The sequence below is a fragment of the Algibacter pectinivorans genome, from assembly GCF_900112595.1.
Lineage (GTDB): Bacteria > Bacteroidota > Bacteroidia > Flavobacteriales > Flavobacteriaceae > Algibacter_B > Algibacter_B pectinivorans.
On sequence record NZ_FOMI01000002.1, the window covers coordinates 128,916 to 148,390 of the forward strand.

The 19,475-nt window shown below is 33.2% G+C and carries 18 protein-coding genes and 1 tRNA gene; 11 read left to right on the forward strand and 8 right to left on the reverse strand.

The features are described from left to right. Positions 1 to 63: 63 nt before the first annotated feature. Positions 64 to 2,373 (forward strand): DUF8693 domain-containing protein, encoded by a 2,310-nt coding sequence (locus BMY96_RS03205; protein WP_092849016.1) that lies wholly within the window; start codon positions 64 to 66, stop codon positions 2,371 to 2,373. A gap of 54 nt (positions 2,374 to 2,427) precedes the next feature. On the opposite strand, the gene BMY96_RS03210 is transcribed toward BMY96_RS03205, so the two are convergent. The 5 genes from BMY96_RS03210 to gdhA all read right to left on the reverse strand — a co-directional run bounded on the left by BMY96_RS03210 (position 2,428) and on the right by gdhA (position 10,533). Further along, the gene (locus BMY96_RS03210) at positions 2,428 to 4,839 is read right to left on the reverse strand and encodes a TonB-dependent receptor (RefSeq protein ID WP_092849019.1); all 2,412 of its coding nucleotides are present in this window, start codon (positions 4,837 to 4,839) and stop codon (positions 2,428 to 2,430) included. A 3-nt stretch (positions 4,840 to 4,842) separates the two neighbouring features. After that, positions 4,843 to 5,562, reverse strand: coding sequence for a DNA repair protein RecO (gene recO, locus BMY96_RS03215; RefSeq protein ID WP_092849021.1), 720 nt, complete (start codon positions 5,560 to 5,562; stop codon positions 4,843 to 4,845). Beyond that, positions 5,562 to 7,901: a type IX secretion system anionic LPS delivery protein PorZ gene (gene porZ, locus BMY96_RS03220; protein ID WP_245750529.1), complete on the reverse strand. Its 2,340-nt coding sequence runs from the start codon at positions 7,899 to 7,901 to the stop codon at positions 5,562 to 5,564. Before porZ ends, recO begins: the two co-directional genes overlap by 1 nt. Before the next feature lie 129 nt (positions 7,902 to 8,030). Next, positions 8,031 to 9,065: an acyltransferase family protein gene (locus BMY96_RS03225; protein ID WP_092849023.1), complete on the reverse strand. Its 1,035-nt coding sequence runs from the start codon at positions 9,063 to 9,065 to the stop codon at positions 8,031 to 8,033. A gap of 124 nt (positions 9,066 to 9,189) precedes the next feature. Continuing rightward, on the reverse strand, positions 9,190 to 10,533 hold the full coding sequence (gdhA, locus tag BMY96_RS03230) for an NADP-specific glutamate dehydrogenase (protein ID WP_092849026.1): 1,344 nt from the start codon (positions 10,531 to 10,533) through the stop codon (positions 9,190 to 9,192). A 202-nt stretch (positions 10,534 to 10,735) separates the two neighbouring features. On the opposite strand from gdhA, the gene BMY96_RS03235 reads away from it, so the two are divergent. Both BMY96_RS03235 and BMY96_RS03240 read left to right on the forward strand, forming a co-directional pair. Then, entirely contained in the window at positions 10,736 to 11,539 is an 804-nt protein-coding gene (locus tag BMY96_RS03235) for a THC0290_0291 family protein (RefSeq protein ID WP_092849029.1), read from the forward strand. Positions 11,540 to 11,697: 158 nt separating this feature from the next. After that, positions 11,698 to 12,420 (forward strand): DUF3298 and DUF4163 domain-containing protein, encoded by a 723-nt coding sequence (locus BMY96_RS03240; protein ID WP_092849031.1) that lies wholly within the window; start codon positions 11,698 to 11,700, stop codon positions 12,418 to 12,420. On the opposite strand, the gene BMY96_RS03245 is transcribed toward BMY96_RS03240, so the two are convergent. Next, positions 12,397 to 12,861, reverse strand: a complete 465-nt coding sequence (locus BMY96_RS03245; RefSeq protein ID WP_092849034.1) for a DinB family protein — start codon at positions 12,859 to 12,861, stop codon at positions 12,397 to 12,399. The genes BMY96_RS03240 and BMY96_RS03245 overlap by 24 nt on opposite strands. A 109-nt stretch (positions 12,862 to 12,970) precedes the next feature. Here BMY96_RS03245 and BMY96_RS03250 point away from each other — a divergent pair, with 109 nt between their 5' ends. The 4 genes from BMY96_RS03250 (at position 12,971) to BMY96_RS03265 (ending at position 14,327) form a co-directional block, all read left to right on the forward strand. Further along, the gene (locus tag BMY96_RS03250; RefSeq protein WP_092849036.1) at positions 12,971 to 13,327 is read left to right on the forward strand and encodes an arsenate reductase family protein; all 357 of its coding nucleotides are present in this window, start codon (positions 12,971 to 12,973) and stop codon (positions 13,325 to 13,327) included. Between the two features lie 114 nt (positions 13,328 to 13,441). Then, positions 13,442 to 13,774: a YtxH domain-containing protein gene (locus BMY96_RS03255; protein WP_092849855.1), complete on the forward strand. Its 333-nt coding sequence runs from the start codon at positions 13,442 to 13,444 to the stop codon at positions 13,772 to 13,774. Between the two features lie 3 nt (positions 13,775 to 13,777). Continuing rightward, the gene (locus BMY96_RS03260) at positions 13,778 to 14,125 is read left to right on the forward strand and encodes a hypothetical protein (protein WP_092849038.1); all 348 of its coding nucleotides are present in this window, start codon (positions 13,778 to 13,780) and stop codon (positions 14,123 to 14,125) included. A 1-nt stretch (position 14,126) separates the two neighbouring features. Then, positions 14,127 to 14,327 carry a hypothetical protein gene (locus BMY96_RS03265; protein ID WP_092849040.1) on the forward strand — a complete coding sequence of 67 codons (201 nt, stop codon included), beginning with the start codon at positions 14,127 to 14,129 and terminating at the stop codon, positions 14,325 to 14,327. Positions 14,328 to 14,477: 150 nt separating this feature from the next. On the opposite strand, the gene BMY96_RS03270 is transcribed toward BMY96_RS03265, so the two are convergent. Both BMY96_RS03270 and rseP read right to left on the reverse strand, forming a co-directional pair. Beyond that, positions 14,478 to 14,551 (reverse strand) — tRNA-Asn (locus tag BMY96_RS03270). A 72-nt stretch (positions 14,552 to 14,623) separates the two neighbouring features. Further along, the gene (gene rseP, locus BMY96_RS03275) at positions 14,624 to 15,970 is read right to left on the reverse strand and encodes an RIP metalloprotease RseP (protein WP_092849043.1); all 1,347 of its coding nucleotides are present in this window, start codon (positions 15,968 to 15,970) and stop codon (positions 14,624 to 14,626) included. A gap of 169 nt (positions 15,971 to 16,139) precedes the next feature. Here rseP and BMY96_RS03280 point away from each other — a divergent pair, with 169 nt between their 5' ends. The 4 genes from BMY96_RS03280 to BMY96_RS03295 all read left to right on the forward strand — a co-directional run bounded on the left by BMY96_RS03280 (position 16,140) and on the right by BMY96_RS03295 (position 19,444). Then, a complete protein-coding gene (locus BMY96_RS03280; RefSeq protein ID WP_092849045.1) occupies positions 16,140 to 16,814 on the forward strand; it encodes an SCO family protein in 675 nt (224 codons plus the stop codon). 136 nt (positions 16,815 to 16,950) lie between these two features. Continuing rightward, positions 16,951 to 17,187 carry a FeoA family protein gene (locus BMY96_RS03285; protein ID WP_092849047.1) on the forward strand — a complete coding sequence of 79 codons (237 nt, stop codon included), beginning with the start codon at positions 16,951 to 16,953 and terminating at the stop codon, positions 17,185 to 17,187. Then, a complete protein-coding gene (feoB, locus tag BMY96_RS03290) occupies positions 17,180 to 19,279 on the forward strand; it encodes a ferrous iron transport protein B (RefSeq protein ID WP_092849050.1) in 2,100 nt (699 codons plus the stop codon). Before BMY96_RS03285 ends, feoB begins: the two co-directional genes overlap by 8 nt. A 27-nt stretch (positions 19,280 to 19,306) precedes the next feature. After that, on the forward strand, positions 19,307 to 19,444 hold the full coding sequence (locus BMY96_RS03295; RefSeq protein WP_092849053.1) for a FeoB-associated Cys-rich membrane protein: 138 nt from the start codon (positions 19,307 to 19,309) through the stop codon (positions 19,442 to 19,444). Positions 19,445 to 19,475: the final 31 nt, after the last annotated feature.

A 19,475-nucleotide genomic window follows, 5' to 3' on the forward strand; every position in this document is an offset into this window, starting at 1 on the left:
AATTGACATTAAGAATAAAAATATTATAAATACCAAATCTTAGATTTTTAAAACTTAACGGTTATGAAAAAGATTACCCTAGTACTAGTATTACTTTTAGCTTTTGATTTTGGTTTTGGGCAGACGTCCGACTTAATTATTTCTGAATACGGAGAAGGCAGTAGTTTTAATAAATATATAGAAATTTTCAATGGAACAGGTGCCGATGTCGATTTAGCCGATTACGAACTATGGAGAGCAGTTAATGGTGGTACCTGGCTAACTAACACCATTAGTTTATCAGGTATTTTAACAAATGGTTCTGTTTATGTTATTGCACATCCATCTAGCGACCCAACAATTTTGGCTGTGGCCAACATTACTACGGGAAGTGCCCTTTGGAATGGTAATGATGCAACTGGCTTAGCAAAAGATGATGGTACTGGAACATTTTTTTTAATTGATGTGATAGGAACTGATGGTGCTGACCCTGGAACGGGATGGGATGTTGCCGGAACTACAAATGCTACTGCAAATCACACTTTAGTAAGAAAAAATAGCATCTGTGATCCAAATACGAATTGGTCAACTTCTGCGGGAACAACTGTTACAAATAGTGAATGGGTAGTATTAGTAATTGATGATTGGTCTGATATAGGAACACATACTACTAGTTGTTGTATATCAACCACAATTTACACAGGATCATGGTCCAGCGGACCGCCAGATAGCTTAACAAAAAGTGTGGTTATAAGCAGTGATTATACCACTACAACCGAAGATATTGTAGGTTGTAGTTTAACTGTAGATGCTGGAGCTATACTAACTATAGCTAATGGCACATTTGCAGAAATTGAAAATGATGTAACCATTAATGGTACTTTAGTAGTTGAAACCCAAGGCAACTTTGTACAACGAGACAATGCAGGAACGTTTACCAATAATGGTACATCGAGAGTAAATAAAACCACAGCTACCAAAGCCGCTTGGTATTACTATACGTATTGGAGTTCTCCTGTTGTTGGCGAAACTACCACTAACGTATTTCCAGATGTAGATGGCGACAGACGTTTTTGGTTTAATGCCGTTAATTTTGTAGACACAAATAATGATAATATTGATGATAATGCAGACGCATGGCAATATGCCTTAGCTACAAACGGGACCGATAATATGCTTCCGGGAGTTGGTTATGCGGTTACAGAAGATAGACTTTTTTCAAATTTTGCTCCAGGTACGGGATCCGCGTCATTTGAAGGTGAATTTAACACTGGTGATATAGACACAAATATTTCATTTAACACTACAAATCGAGGCACTAACTGGAATTTTATTGGAAATCCATACCCATCGGCTGTCGATTTTGAAGCCTTTTATGCTGCAAACGCTGGTGTTGTTGATGGTACCGCCTATTTTTGGTCGCAAGCCACACCGCCTTCTGGAGCTAATCCAGGTAACGAACAAAGTAATTTTAGTAGAAATGATTACGCCATGTATGCCGCTGGAAGTGGTGGTGGTGTAGCTGGTGCAAGTGAAGAAACACCTACACAGTACATTCCTTCTGGACAAGGATTTTTTATAGCAGGATTAGCCAATATGCCTGCTACGTTTACCAACGCTATGCGTATGGCAGATGTCACTAGCAATACACAATTTTTCAAAAATTCTAGCGCTAAGCAAAACACCGCTAAAGCTAATAGACTTTGGGTTAATTTAACTTCGGATAACGGTATATTTAACCAAATACTTGTAGCCTATGTTGATGGGGCAACAAACGGAATAGATAATGGCGCTTACGATGCTAAACGCTTTTTAACACCAGATTTTAACACAACTCTATATTCTATCATTAAAGGGTCTAATACTAAATTTGCCATTCAAGGTAAGGCCATAAATAGCTTAACAGAAGATGAAATTATAAATCTTGGATTTGCTACTAATATTGATGTGGCCACTTTATATACCTTTTCTATTGCACAATTAGAAGGTGACTTTTTAGGCAACAACATCATTTACTTAAAAGATAATCTATTAAATAAGGTACATAACCTATCGGATTCCGATTATAGTTTTACCTCGGAAGTTGGAGAGTTTAACGATCGTTTTGAAATTCTATTTAAAGCTAATACTACATTATCTATCGATAATAATACATTAGATGCTAAGGCATTAAAAATTGTGGAATTGAATGATAACCATGTTCAATTTACAGCATCTAAGAACATAACAGCAGTTGGTATTTTTGATTTATTAGGTCGTCAATTATATCAATTTAGCGGCAACGCAACTACAGCAACCTACAAGCTATCACAATTAAATAGTGGCAGTATTTATATCGCTAAAGTAGAACTTTCTAGCGGTGCTATTATTACTAAAAAGGCGGTTAAAAAATAAATCGGAAAAATTAAAAAATGATACAATGCTCTAGTTTATAGCTAGAGCATTTTTTTATAGGCTATATTTTAAAGCTACAATTAGGTTTCGTCCGGCAGCTGCAATACCTGAAGAATAAGTTTTATAACGCTGATCGGTAATATTTTCTAAGCTTGTAGTTAAAGTAATGGCATTATTTACTTGGTACTGCGCTCTAAAATTTATGGTGTACCACGACGGACTATATGGATTTCCGTTGGCATCTAAGGCATAAATATAATCCTTTTCAATTTCGGAAGGTGCTAACTCGTAATAAGACAAATCGCCATTATAATTTGCAAAAAAGTCTAATTTAATAGCGTTGGATGTCCATGTTACATGCGTGTTCCCAAAGTTTGGTGCCACATGGCGTATGGGTACTTCTATAGACTCCTCTTCTTCTGTTCCTCCAATTACCGAGTACTGCGATGTTAAATCCAAACGGTTAGTTATAGGCATTTTTAAACCTACTTCAAAGCCATAAATCCATGCTTTTGATGCATTTTGTATGGCCTGCACATTGCTTAATTCGCCATTATATAAAATTTCGGTTTCGCCATTTAAACTATAGTCTCGTCTTACCAAAGCATTATCCAAATATGTGTAATAAGTACTCATGTCTAAAACTAGCTTGTTATTAAAGTTAAGTTTTAAGCCCAATTCGCCCCCATAAGCATATTCCGGTTTTAAATTATTATTTGGTACAACTACAGATCCGGGTTCGGAATCGAACACCTTACCAATATCATCAATGTTTGGCGCCCTAAATGCTGAAGATGCATTTAATTTCCATTGTATTTTGGGGCTTGGAGTCCAACTAATGCCGGCAGTTCCTGTTAAGGCTTCCGATTCGTTTTTGGCATAACTAAAAGGTAGGTTTAAAAAGACATTGTTTTCGGTAAAATTAGACTCGGAAACCACATAATTAAAACGTAAACCCGACTGAAACACAAACTTTGGGTTTGGTTTATATTTTATGCTTGAATATACTGCTGCCGATTGCCAACTCGATCCATTGGGATATCTAGTTACCGCGTTAACCTCGGTATTATTCGCGGTATCCTGATTGTAACCCACCGACTTTACTTTGTTATAAATATACTCGCCTCCATAGAAAAACTCTGTTTTAGGCGACAACTTTTTCTCTAAATCTATATTAAAAGAATAGGCATCAACTGCCTCTTCACTAACACTACGCGCAGTAGATTGAAAATCTCTATCCATTCTACTTTCCTGAAAATTTTGATACGCTACCGTGGCCTTAATTTTATCGTATAAATTAGACCTACTACTTAGTTTGGTAACCTCTAAATTAGACATGAACCAATTTTGTGGCCCGTAATTCCATTGGGCAGAACGCAACACACCACTTCTATACCGAACTAAACGATCGTACCGAGGAATATTAGACGTTGTTGAGTAATATAGCCCCAAATCGAAACTTAAGTCTTCATAGGGCTCATAATGGGCCTTCTGCATAACATTAAACTGACTGTAACCGGAGTATTTTTGTACTAACGGATTGTTATTTTCTATAATAACATCGCCGCTAGAGGTTGCAACGGCAAATTCTGGCCTTAAATAATCTTCTGGCCCGTGGCTTCCCATTCTTAAATCATCAAAATCGCTGTAACTTGCACTAGTAATAAACGCCCACTTTTTATAGCCCAAGTTAAAATCGAAGTGTCCTGTTCTTTCATTACTTGCCGAAGCATAGCGCACAACAGCATTGGCCTTAAACATTAAAGAGTCTGTATAAGATAATTTAGGTTTAAGCGTATAAAAACTCATTACACCGCCAATAGCATCACTACCATAGGTTACCGAGCCTGCTCCTAAAGTTACCTCGGTATTTTGAATAGCAAAAGGATCGATAGCAATAACGTTTTGAAGATTTCCGCCCCTAAAAATGGCATTGTTCATTCTTACCCCATCAACGGTAATTAATAATCTATTTGTAGAGAAGCCTCTAATCATTGGGCTTCCGCCACCCAACTGACTTTTTTGAATATAAACCTGCCCTGTGTTTTCTAATAAATCGGCACTGGTTTGCGGATTATTAAACTCAATACTTTGGGCATTAGCACTAAGAATTTTTTGAGGAATATCCCTTTTATTTTGCTTAAACTTTGAAGCTGAAATAACTATTTCCTGCAAACCTTGAGTGTTGGAAACCAAAAACACTTTGTTCAATTTTCCTATTTGCTTCTTAGTTATGGTTTTTAATGTATGTGATAAATGCTTAAAATAAATGGTTTCGGTGTTGTTAAAATCGGCTAAATCGGCTTCACCATTAAAATTGGTAACAACACTTTTAGATTTATCGACATTATAAATAGCCACTCCAAAAACGGGTTCTTTAGTTTGGCTATTAAGCACTTTAATATTTTGGGAATGGACGCCTATACTAAGTAATATTAAGCAAAGCGATAATAAAAACAACTTCATGGTTTAGCTAAAAACTTGGTTAAAAACTGCCAGTGATTTAGGGGTTTTAAAAGTGCCCAAATGTAACTCAAAATAAAGCAAAATCATACTTAAAAAAGACTGCCTTTGTTTTGCATTTATTTTAATACTAGTTAACGCATCAAATTTTATGCCTAACAACTGTTTAAGCAACACTAAATTTTCGCCCGAAATAGCATATCTATTACTAGGTTTTAATTCAAACTTACCTTCATATAAGTTAAAGTACTGTGCATCACTATTTGTAGTATCTGGATAAAAGCCTAAATACTTGGTGAGTTTTAATAAAAATAATAAATGAAAATTAGCATAATCTTCTTGCGTATCTAGATACAAAAGCGTGTATTCGAGATAACTGTACAGAACTTCATTCTCTTCCTCCTCCTGTAATACATTGGATAGCACTTCAGACAGAAACATAACAATAGCGCTTTTTAATACATGGGTATGCAAGCTCGAATACATGTGCTTTAGCTTCGTTTCCTTTATACTTTGTAAAGATCTTGTGTTTTTATGTGTAAAAACAATCTCTATTTGAGATAATAATTGAAAATAAGCAACTTTAGAATTTCCTTTTTTACTTTTTAAAACCCCTCGTAATAAAAAACTAACTACTCCAATTTCTTGGGTATAACATTTTATTATTAAATCGTTGTCTTTAAATTTTAATTTAGATAGTACAATAGCGTTTGTAGTAATAAGCATTATCTAACCACCATTAGTTTTAAAACTTTAGTTTCGAAAGTATCTAAATCTGAAATCAAAATTAAATAAACACCCGAAGCTACAAGATTATTTGCTAAATTTTTACCATTCCAGAAAGCTGTTCCCCCATCAATTTCTAGGTGATAACCTTGGTGTCTTAGGTTTATTCTAGATTGTGCTTCAGCCACGAGATTGCCTTCAATATCTGTAATTTTAATGTTTACATTTTCAGATATATCTTTAATTTTAACTTTATCCTCAATAAAATTGAAACCTGGACGCACTGGATTAGGATAGACATATGCGCTTGATACGTCTTGAAGCGCAGACGATCCACCCGAATTAAATGTTAGTAAACCTTTTGTTGTCGCTATGTAAACTATACCGTTGTTATTGTCTAACTCAATATCGCTTATACTATTTGATGGTAAAGGCGAATTGGCCGTGGTGAAATGAAAGATGGTTTCTTGCCCATTTGAGGAAAGATAAAATATCCCAGCATCAGATGTTCCAATCCACTTATTATTTGAACCATCAACCTTTATTTGAGTTATATATTGTTGAAACAAAAGTTCTTTAGCAATGCCTTCTTCTTCAATAATAATTTCATCGACTTGTAAGTCGTCATTTTCAAAAAAATCGGATGTATTGTAAAGCACACGTAAACCTCTAAATGTCCCTATCCATAATTGGTTATTATTATCTAGTGCAACGGAGGTTACAAAAGGATCTGGCATGTTAAGATCTTCACGGCTTAAACTTTTAATTTTGGGATTACCATTATTTTCATTAAAACCTACTAAACCATTTATATGGGAACCCAAAAAAATGGTTCCAGAAGCTTCGTTAATTACTATCTCACTAAAGCCATTTTCGCTAGTTGGTTCTGCTATAATTTTCGAAAAATCGAAGGCTGTCCACCTGCCGTTTTCATATTTATTTAAAGGAGAGTCTACCCTACCATTAATTAACCATAACACCCCATTTGAATCAAAAGTACTCGTACCTGTAAGTTTAAAATTTCCTGCAAATGGCACTAATGTACTATTATCTTGATTAAATAATTGAATTGGCGTGTCATTATCAAACTCTATTAAACCCGAATAATATGAACTTACAAACACTTGGTTGGGTTGTCTTGGATTAATAGCTGTATGAGCTAAATACCTAGGGTTTTCTATGACACTACTAATGGTATCGTACTGTATATTAGACCACTTATTATTTTTAAAACGGCTAATCCCTGTAAAAACCCTATCTCCTCGAATAAAGTTGAAAAAAAAGTTATAACCACCAGAAACACACCATAAATCGTTATTAAAATACTCTAACGAAAATAAATCGTTACGAAGTGGGCCTTCTGGGTGAATTTCTTCGAATAAAACGGGGTCGGTAATTTTAGTTTTTAAAATTCCAAAATCGGTACTTGCAATATAAACTTCATCACTATCTACAACTGCAGATTTATAGGTGGTGTCAAAATCCTCTACTACAGAAACGTTGGATACTAAATTAAAATCTACATTATAAACATAAACATTACTTTTAGTGGTAACTACCAAATTAGAAGCATTAGAGGTTACTTCGTTAGGTACATCATCGAAACTCATTAATTGGTTTAAATTATCGTTTATTACTTGATAAAGTATACCGTTAGCGTTTAAAACGTATAATTTTCCCTCGTTAATTTCAACGTCTATAAAGTTTCCAGAAGTAACATTTTCCCAGGTATTATAGTCTATTAAATTAGAACTAGAAATGTCTGCTTTTTTAACACCTCCGGAATCTAAACAAGCTGCATAAATAAATCCGTTAAAAATTGTGGTTTCCTTCACTTCAATTTGAGCGCCTCCAGCCCCAATAAAATAAGTATCTCCAAACTCCAAACGTTCAAGATCATATAAAGAAACACCAAAATTAGTAGATATATATATTACATTTTGGTATGCGTTAAAATGATTAATTCTTTTGTTTTCCTGGGTAATCGAAGTTTTATCAACTATATCCACAATCGTTAAAACATTATCATCGTTATCGAAAACAATTTCAATAAGTCCATTTTCATAACCTATTACTAATAATTGATAAATTTCACTATAATAAATTGTAGATATAGTTTCGCCCGAAAGCCCATTTACAGTAGTAAGTTCTTCGATGTTATTGGATTGAACGTCCACAGTAAAAATAGCATTACCTGAAGCAGCATATATTCTATTATTTCCCTTTACCACCTTTGTAATATCATAATATGAAAAATGGCCTTCCCATTGCGCCGAATAATCCTGAGCAAAATGAATAAATGGCGAAAAGCAAAACAGTATAAAAAGTATTTTTCTCAAAATTGAATTTATTTATGTTCAAAGATATTATATCTAACGAACTTCATCTTAAAATAATATATTATAAAATATATAAAATGAAAACAAGGCTATCAAATTGTATTAAAGCTAACAACTAAAAATATGCATTTAACTGGACAGCAATTTTCTTTGTCTTTCTTTTCTACTCTTAGACAAATACCTTAACTCTAAAAAATGCCATGATAAAGTTGCTAAAATTAATATTAAAACTAATACTAAACCACTTACAATAAATGGATTACACACCTGAAACAAGCCGTAATAAACACATACTTGAATGATTGGAAAATGATAAATATATACGCCATAAGTTATGTCTCCATATTTTCCAAAGTTATTTAATACCTTAAAATTATAGGCTAGATAAAAAACCATAAAACTATACGCTAAAGGTTTAAAAATATGAGTACCTATTACGTACTGTTCTAAAAAAAACACAAACAAACAAGGTAAAATTAATTGATGTTTCCATTTTATAAAAAAATTGAAGTTTTTGTAGAGTACAATTCCACACATGAAAAAAGCTAAGGCACCAGGTAATTGCTTTGCTATTCGATACATATCTACAGAAACAAAATAATTAAAATATAGTATTGAAAGCAAATAAACAATAACACTAAAAATATGGATTTTATTTTTTTTCGATTTAGCAACCCAATAAAACAAAGGTAACAATAGGTAAAAAGCCTCTTCAATTTTTATAGTCCAAAGCGCACCATTAACAGCACATAAATAATTACCACTAAAAACCCCTGGCAAACAAGGTTCGATATAGTTTTGAAAGGCTAAGTTGGCTAAGAGGTACTTCCAAAATTGGCCATCTGTAAAATAGTCACCCACGGAATATGTTGAAATAACAGAAAAAAACAGGGCACAAAACATAATAACAAAAAGGTAGGCAGGAACTATACGCCTTACTCTTTTAATTAGATAAGACTTTAAAGATTGACTATTTTCATAACTTTTGGCAATTAAAAACCCACTAATAACAAAAAATCCATTTATAGCTAATCGTGTATTAAAAAGCCCTATGTAATCTTGGAACATTTCAACTTGGCTTAACTCGATAATGTGAGCAAAACAGACCGTAAGAGCAAAAACAACCCTTAAAAAGTCGAAATTATTAGTGTTTATATTTTTCAAGACTTAAACTTTATGTTTCAAATATATTTATAACTATCGAGCTTTTATGGAGAATTACATGATTTAAACAAAAAAAGCTCCCTAATACAGTAGGGAGCTTTCCATTTATAAGAATTCTTATGGATTATACAATACCTTGAGCTAACATGGCATCTGCTACTTTTACAAATCCAGCTATATTTGCACCTTTAACATAATCTACGTAGCCATCATCATCTTTACCATACTCTGTACATGATTTATGAATGTCTGACATAATCTCTTTAAGTTTACTATCTACCTCTTCTCTAGACCATTTAAATCGTAAAGAGTTTTGAGTCATTTCTAATCCTGAAGTTGCAACGCCACCAGCATTCGATGCCTTTCCTGGAGCAAATAATATTTTAGCTTTATGAAATGCTGCTATGGCCGCTTTAGTTGAAGGCATATTTGCACCCTCGCTAACACAAATACAACCGTTTTTTAAAAGTGTTTTTGCATCGTCTTCTTGCAGTTCATTTTGCGTTGCACAAGGTAAAGCCACATCGCATTTTTCACCCCATGGTGTTTTTCCTTCTACAAATTTAGCATTAGGATAAGACTCGACATACTCACTAATTCTGCCACGTTTAACATTTTTAAGCTCCATTACAAAGGCAAGTTTATCGGTATCAATACCGTCTTCATCAACAATATAACCCGAAGAGTCGGAAAGTGTTAAAACCTTACCTCCCAATTGCAACACTTTTTCGGCCGCATATTGCGCCACATTTCCCGAACCGGATATTATAACATTTTTACCTTCTATACTATCGTTTTTAGTTTCAAGCATTTTTTGAGCAAAGTATACATTACCATAACCTGTAGCTTCTGGTCTAATTAAAGAACCTCCCCAAGACATACCCTTACCTGTTAAAACGCCTGTAAATTCATTTCTTAATTTTTTGTACATACCAAACAAAAATCCAATTTCTCTTGTACCTACTCCAATATCTCCAGCAGGAACATCTGTATTTGGTCCAATATACCTAAATAATTCACTCATAAAAGCGTGGCAAAAACGCATAATCTCATTATCCGATTTTCCTTTAGGATCAAAATCGCTACCTCCTTTTCCGCCTCCCATTGGCAAGGTTGTTAACGAGTTTTTAAAAACTTGCTCGAAAGCCAAAAATTTTAAAATGCTAGCGTTTACCGTTGGATGAAATCTTAAACCACCTTTATATGGACCTATAGCAGAATTCATTTGTACTCGGTAACCTCTGTTAACTTGTATTTCGCCCCTATCGTCTACCCAAGATACTCTAAAAGAGATTAGTCGTTCTGGTTCAACCATCCGTAGTAAAATATTTTTACCATAATAAATATCGTGTTTTACAATATACGGTATCACTGTTTCTGCTACTTCTTCGACAGCCTGTAAAAATTCTGGTTCGTGGCCATTTCTTTTCCTTACCTGGTCCAAAAATGCTTTTATATTTTGTTTCATAGTATGATTATAATATCATTAATTTATTGAAAAAAGTAATTTTTAAAAACAAATATACGTTATCTTCAAAAAATTAAATGATAATTTTTGAAATTCGCAACATAAACGACATGCTAAAGTCCACTAATATATTAATATTTGTTTGTTTTAGTAGTTTTTATATATTTGCCTCTAATAATGCCCTCTATAAAATAGACTTTTTATGCTTAACTTGAAACATTTAGCTTCAGTTTGTTGCCTACTTTTCACACTTTTAAGTGCACATGCTCAGTTAGGCTTTTCTCATGAATTGGGTGTTATTGCAGGACCACTTCAATTTAGGTCCGATTATGGTGTTCGTGAAGATTCTAAAACCAATATTGGCAATTCGGGCTTTGGTATTGGGGTTGTACATTATATAAACTTTTCGTACCGTGCAGACTGTAACTGTTACACTACAGACACTTATTTTAATGACCATTTTAAAATAAGAAATGAAATTTCTTACAATAAAACAAATTTAGAACATTTAGGTAAGTGGGTATCGGCTAACAGAACAACTATTGAAGCAGAACAATTAAGAACTCATAAAGGCGTTGCCGAAAATCTTGACATTGGTACACAACTGGAGTTTTTCCCTTTAAGTATTCGTGATTTTCAAGGCTTTGCCTATAATTTTGCGCCGTTTGTAAGTTTAGGGGTGCATTACACCTCTTACACACCCGAAGTAAGCACAACTTATGCAAATCCTAATACCGCAGCAATTGGAGATGTTACCGATCCTAGTAACTTTTACTCTGGTTGGGAACCTGGATCTGTAGATGCCTCTCCAGGAAGTACATGGTCTGTGGTTTCTAGTGTTGGTGTGAGGTATAAACTAACCAAACTATCAGATTTAATGCTAGATTTAAGATGGCAGTATTATTTTGATGATAATGTAGATGGATTAGACCATCAATTAGAATCGAATAAATATAACGATTGGCTAGTATGGTTAAATGTTGGCTACATTTTCTATCTAGATTAATTGTTAAAGGCCGCCGTAAAAGCAAATTACCATACACCTATGGCAACGGGATGCTTTTCTTATTTTGCTACATGCATACATTTTACAAAAACTTTATTCTTTTAATGGCGTTAATTCAAATGCTATAATTATCTTTAATCAAGGATTAATTTTTAAGTATGCACCATAATAAATTTCTCATTTTAATAAGTTTTTTTGTTATTCTTTTTAGTTGTAAAAAGGAAGTGGAAACTATTTATACAGATACTAATTTTACTACCAAAAACAACACTATTGTTGAAATAAATATCCCGCAAGCTTCTGGTAACGAAACCATAGCCAATCAAATTAATTCTGAAATTAATAAAGCAATCATTTCAGCTTTACACCTAGGATATCCCGATGAGATTACCTCAACTTCAATAGAAGAAAGTATTGCTTCCTTCACCGAAGAATTCAAGGCATTTAAAAATGATTTTCCAGAAACTGGCGAGCAATGGGAAGCACAAATAGATGGCGAGGTTATATATCAATCTCCAGAGCTAACTACCATAGCTATTACTAGCTATATAAACACCGGTGGTGCACATGGTAATTTGAGTATTTCCTTTTTAAATTTTAATTCTGAAACTGGACAACCCCTTAAAAACAATGATTTGTTCACCAACATGGAAGGCTTCAAAACATTATCTAAATCGTACTTTACAACAGCCACGATAGATAAAAGTCTACTTCTAGACATTGAATCATTTAAATTACCGCAAAATATTGGCTATAGCGAAGACGGTATTATTTTACTTTACAACACCTATGAAATCGCACCATATTCTAGCGGAATAATTGAGTTTGCAGTTCCCTTTAAAGCTGCAGCACCTTTTTTAGTTTTTAATAGCTCTTTTTAAGGCTAAAATATAACCTTGATGCATTGCTTCATGCAGAAGGATGAACTGTAAAGCATCGTCTATATTGGTTAGCGTATTTCCTGTTGTAGACACCGTGTACGCGTTATATTCTTTGAACACGCCATTTTTATAATCTAACTCAAGATCATTTATCGTTGAAGTTAGCAACGCTTTAATCTCATCTACCTCAGCCTGTGTAACAGGACCTTCTGGCTTACTATCCTTTCTATATTTATTTACCAATGCATCACTAACTTTCATTGGTAATCCCGATAACTTATAGGCCAATAATTGAGCGGTAACCACAACGTGTCCAATATTCCATATAATATTATTGTTAAATCCTTCTGGAATTTTATTTAAATCTTCTAGCGCGTGGTCTTCAATATGTTTCTTAAATATCGGACGAATATTATTTAGTACTTTAAAGGTAAATTGCATTTTATTTAATTTTTTGATAAATATAGTATTTATGGTGTAATTGCTTTTATTTGTTGGTAAGATTCTTTAGATTTCCTTATTCAAGAAAATAAAGTAAACAGAATTATTTATGAAAAAAGTATACTATTTAAAAACCTGTAGCACTTGTACTAGAATATTAAAAGAACTCCATTTACCCTCAGATTTTGTTTTACAAGACATTAAATCTGAAGCTATAACGGTAAAACAAGTTGAAGCCATGGAAGCCCTTGCTGGCAGTTACGAAGCCCTTTTTAGTAAACGATCTAAACTTTACAAGGAAATGGATTTAAAAAATCAAGACCTTACTGAAAAAGACTTTAAACACTACATTTTAGAACATTACACATTTTTAAGCAGACCAGTAATTATTATTGATAATCACATATTTATAGGAAACTCGAAAAAAACGATCGAAAACGTTAAAAACCACCTTAGCAGTAGTTAAATATCTGTTAATAAAGGCATATCAGTCAATATTCAATTTAAACGAGACAACCACCGCGACACTCTAAACGTATATTTGGTATATCAATAAATGTTTAATTTAAATCAATATACAATGAGTAATAACGGAAATACATTTTTAGGAATATTAGCAGGTACAGCAATTGGAGCTACCTTAGGAATTTTATTCGCACCAGATAAAGGAGCAAATACAAGACAGCGTATTAGCGACGAGGCACAATTAGCGAAACAAAAAATTAGTGAAACGGCCACCGAGTTAAAAGAACAAGTGGTAAATACCGCTACAGAAAAAAAGCAAACGTTAGATGAGCAAATGGAATCGTTAATTTCAAGTGCAAGTTATAAAGCAGACGATGTTATAAACACTCTTGAAAGCAAATTAAAAGCCTTAAAAGAGAAGAATAAAAAATTACAAAAAACATCATAATTTATGAGTTTAATAGATTCAATAAGCGAAACAAATGCCAAGGCTAGCGATGTTGGTGAGAAGTATTTAAAAACCTCTTACAAGTATTATAAGCTTAAAATATTTCAGCAGTTATCTATATCAACAAGCTTAATTTTTAAAATTGTTATTATAGGAGGCCTGTTACTAATAGGCTTAAGTTTTTCGGCCATCGCCTTAGCCTTTTTAATTGGTAAAGCTCTTGGAAGCTATACCTTAGGGTTTGTTATTGTTGGAATTCTATTTTTATGCTTATCCCTTATATCGTACTTTTTAAGAAAGCACATTAACAATTATACAGTAAAATTATTATCAGAAAAGTTTTTTAATTAAAATGAAAACATACCAAGACATAGAGAGTATAGAACGCGATTTAAAAATTTTAAATTTAGAACGCCAAATAGCCTTTGAAGAAATAAAATCTTTAAAAGAAGCTTATAAGGACGATTTAAAACCTTTTAATTGGATACAAAGCGCGGTAAAAATAGCTGGTAAATTTGGTGGTATGTTGTTATTAAAAAAGATAATTAAATAAAAACACTATCGAGCTACTGGCTTGAAGTTAAAAATTTTATGAAAAAGAAAACCTAAAAAGCTTGGTATTTATACCAGGCTTTTTTTGGGTTTAATTTAAAAACTAAACCCCACAAAAAAACCCGATACTTTCGTATCGGGTTTTGTTTTGCTCCTTCTCTAGGGCTCGAACCTAGGACCCTCTGATTAACAGTCAGATGCTCTAACCAACTGAGCTAAGAAGGAGTGTGCTTTTCTACTTAGCGAGTGCAAATATAAATTGTTTTTTAGTTTCTGCAAACATTTTTTAAAAAAAATTTAGCCAAATATTGCTTTATAGATATCATTACCATTCGCAAACAATACTAGCGCTATTAAAATAAAGAAACCAACCATTTGTGCATACTCCATAAATTTATCTCCAGGCTTTCTTCCAGATATCATTTCGTATAATAAAAACATAACATGACCACCATCTAACGCAGGTATTGGTAATAAATTTAAAACCCCTAACATAATAGATAAAAAGGCTGTAATGTTCCAAAACACTTGCCAGCTCCAAAAGCTAGGAAAGATATCGTAAATAGCTTTAAAGCCACCTACGCCTTTATACGCACCTGTACTTGGGGTAAAAATAGCACCTAATTGATCCCAATAGGAAACAACCTTGTCCTTAGCCTTACCTAAACCAACAGGAATAGACTCTAAAAAGCTATAATCTTTTACATCAAAGTTATAATACCCTAAAGTTTCTAAAGTTTCAGGGGTTGATGCTCCCGCTACAACAATACCTAATTTAGCATCTTTATTAACTTTAAGCGGTACATTTATTTCTTGTTCACCTCTTTTAACAGTGGCCGAAACGTCCTGACCTTTAAATTTTTCTAAAACCGTTTTAACCTCATCGGCATATTTAGTTTTAACACCGTTTAATCCTAAAAAGATATCACCTTGCTTTAAACCACTAGCCTTATTGTAAGACGTATCTGGAACTTGAATAACAACAAAAGGCTGTCTTAAGCTAATAAATCCGGTTTCTTTAGAATCTAATAATTGTGCTAAAAAATCTTCGGGCATAGTAACGGTAGATTGTTTACCATCACGCTCTATTAAAATCTCATTTCCAAATAGTACTTTTTCAGAAATTTCAGAAAAAGTCTCAATTTTATCGCCATCAACAGCTAATATTTTATCGCCTGTAAGTAAACCTGCATTATTTGCAACCGTACTTTCAATAACTAAACCATCGGTTATATTTTCATTTGGCAAAAACGTATCACCATAAAAATAACTCATCCCAATATAAATGAAAATGGCTAATAAAAAGTTAACCGTTACACCACCAAGCATAATAATTAAACGTTGCCATGCGGGTTTAGATCTAAATTCCCATGGCTGTGGTTCTTGTGCCATTTGTTCGGTATCCATACTCTCATCAATCATACCCGAAATCTTAACATAACCACCTAAGGGCAACCAACCAATACCATATTCTGTTCCGCCTATTTTTTTCTTAAACAAAGAGAACTTAACATCGAAAAATAAATAAAACTTTTCTACTCTTGTTTTAAAAGCCTTTGCAGGAATAAAATGCCCTAATTCGTGCAGTACAATTAGCAACGAAAGACTTAGTAAAAACTGAGATATCTTTATAACAAACTCCATATATAGCTTAACATTATTTTTTTAATCGCACAAAAGTAAGCTTTTAAACCAAGTTTAAAAAGAGAATCGCATAATGCCCTCTGTTTTAACACTATTTTATGCCTTAAGAAAAAGGTATTACACTAAAAATCATTGTATTTTTGTTACGTTTTAATAAAAAAACTCTTAAATGCTATCGTTTTTTAAAGATTATAAAGTGTTTGCCATAGTTTTTGGCGTTATTTCCATTATAATAATTACTATTATTTATAACACTTTAAATGTTTACCAACCGTTACCTATTTACCAACCCACCATGGTAAGTACAGAACTTGTTGATAGCACTATACAACATCAAAAAAAATATCATAAAATAGCCGATTTTAGTTTAACTAACCAAAACGGTAAAACTATTACTCAAGAGGACTACAAGGATAAAATTTACGTGGCCGATTTCTTTTTTACAACTTGCCAAACCATTTGCCCTATTATGACTACTAATATGGCGGAAATTCAAAACGAAATTTTAAACGATGATGAAGTTATGCTTCTCTCGCACTCGGTAACTCCTGAAATAGATACTGTTGCACAGTTAAAGCGTTATGCTATTAAAAAAGGTGTAAATGATAAAAAATGGAACTTGGTTACTGGCGATAAAAAAGAAATTTATAAACTAGCCAGAAAAAGCTATTTAGCCGTAAAAGATCAAGGCGATGGTGGCCCTTTTGACATGGTACATACCGAAAACTTTATGCTCATTGACAAAAAACGTCAAATACGAGGTTTTTATGATGGTACAAATACCGAAGATATTAAACGTCTACTAAAGGATATCGAAATACTTAAAGCATCTTATAACCATTAAAAAACATCTAAATTTTACTTGTATTTAGCATTTGGTAATTAACAACTGTTAAATATTTACTTAATTTAATAGGTTAAACTTTCTCCTTTTAAACTTTTACACTACTTTTGACTCTTTAAAATCAATCTAAATAAGCTTGCAAGACACTTTAGCACATTTAAAACGTGGAGAACGCGCCGTTATTACTGATGTTTCGTCTAGCCACATTCCCTTAAAGCTATTAGAAATGGGCTGTTTACCAGGGATTTCAGTAGAACTAGTTCAAGTTGCGCCATTTCAAGACCCAATGTATTTAAATATAAACGGGTCGCACTTAGCTATTAGAAAAGAAACTGCTTCTCATATTTTAATTGAAAAAGTGGCATATGAGTAAACAAATAAATGTCGCTCTAATTGGTAATCCTAATACGGGAAAAACATCGGTTTTTAATGCCTTAACGGGATTAAATCAAAAAGTTGGAAATTATCCAGGTATTACAGTCGAAAAGAAACAAGGCATTTGCAAATTACCGCGTGGTGTAAAAGCACATATTATAGATTTACCTGGTACTTACAGTTTAAATGCATCGTCGCTAGACGAAAATGTTGTAATTGAACTTTTACTAAATAAAAACGATAAAGATTTTCCTGATATTGCAGTTGTAGTTACCGATGTTGAAAACCTAAAACGAAATCTTTTACTCTTTACACAAATTAAAGATTTACAGATTCCTACTTTACTGGTTATCAATATGGCCGACCGCATGACTCGCAAGGGTATTTCGTTAGATATCGATTACTTAGAATCGAAACTAAACACAAAAATTGCCCTAGTAAGTACTAGAAAAAACACAGGTATAGACACCTTAAAACAGCTAATTTCTAACTACAAAGACATATCTGTTAAGCCCTGTTTAGACATGTCTAAAATTGATCCTGTATATTTTGAAGACTTAAAAAAAACATTTCCTAGCCAATTAATTTATAAATTGTGGCTTGTTATTACCCAAGATGTAAATTTTGGTACCATTTCTAGAAAAGAATTTAAAACGGTTGAAGATTTTAAAACCAAGCAAAAAGGAGATTTAAAAAGGCTTCAACAAAAAGAAACTATAAAGCGTTATCAATTTATAAATGAAGTCCTTAAAAAAGGAAAAACTGTAGATTTATCTCAAGCCAAAGATTTACGCACTAAATTAGATCGTGTTTTAACGCATAAAGTTTGGGGCTATGTTATTTTTGCCGCCATTTTACTGCTCATTTTTCAAGCTATTTACGATTGGTCTGGTATTCCAATGGACTTTATAGACGAATCGTTTTCATCCCTTAGTGAATGGGTAAAAAACCAATTACCAAAAGGTGCTTTTACCAATTTACTAGCCGAAGGTATTATACCTGGCTTAGGTGGTATTGTAATATTTATTCCGCAAATAGCCTTTCTATTCTTATTTATGGCTATACTAGAAGAATCTGGTTATATGAGTCGCGTGGTGTTTTTAATGGATAGAATCATGCGCCGTTTTGGACTAAGTGGAAAAAGTGTAGTACCACTAATTTCTGGAACAGCTTGTGCTATTCCTGCAATTATGGCAACACGTAATATTGAAAGCTGGAAAGAACGTCTAATCACCATTTTAGTAACACCATTTACAACCTGTGCTGCGCGTTTACCGGTTTACCTTATAATTATCGCACTGGTAATACCCGAAAATCGCATTTTTGGTTTAAGCTACCAAGCGCTAACCCTAATGCTACTTTATCTTATTGGTTTCGGGACCGCCATTACTTCAGCATATATTTTAAACAAAGTTCTAAAAATAAAAGGCAAAACATTTTTTGTAATAGAAATGCCTAATTACAAATTACCACTGTTTAAAAATGTAGCGATTACGGTAATAGAAAAAACAAAAGCTTTTATATTTGGCGCAGGTAAAATAATTTTAGCAATTTCTATTGTACTTTGGTTCCTAGCATCATACGGCCCAGGCGAACAATTTAATAATGCCGAAAACATAATCCAAACAACCTATGCCTCCAAAGACCTATCTTCAGAAGACATTCAAAATAAAATAGCTTCGCATAAGTTAGAACACTCGTTTATAGGTATTGCAGGTCATGCCATAGAACCCGTTATAAGACCTTTGGGTTACGACTGGAAAATTGGTATTGCACTAATAAGCAGTTTTGCAGCCCGCGAAGTGTTTGTAGGTACATTAGCTACTATTTACAGTGTTGGTAGCGATGAAGAAGAAACCATAAAAAACCGAATGGCAGGCGAGGTAAATCCTATTTTAGGAGGCCCTTTATTCACCTTAGCTTCTGGGATATCTCTTCTATTATTCTATGCCTTTGCTATGCAGTGCATGAGTACCTTAGCTATTGTAAAAAAAGAAACCAACAGCTGGAAATGGCCTTTATTACAACTCGTTATTATGACGGTTTTTGCTTACCTTGTAGCATTAATGGCTTTTCAATTTTTGAAATGAAACTAGTTTAATTTCGACTTATAGAACATGAACGACATTATTCAAAACATATTAGTTTTTACAGCAATGGCTTTAGCCTTAACTTTTTTGGTTAAAAAATTCTTCTGGAAAAAATCCAAACCAAAAAAAGCATGTGGTGGCGACGATGGTTGTGGCTGCCATTAAGCACAAATAAATTTAAAACAAATTGCATTTA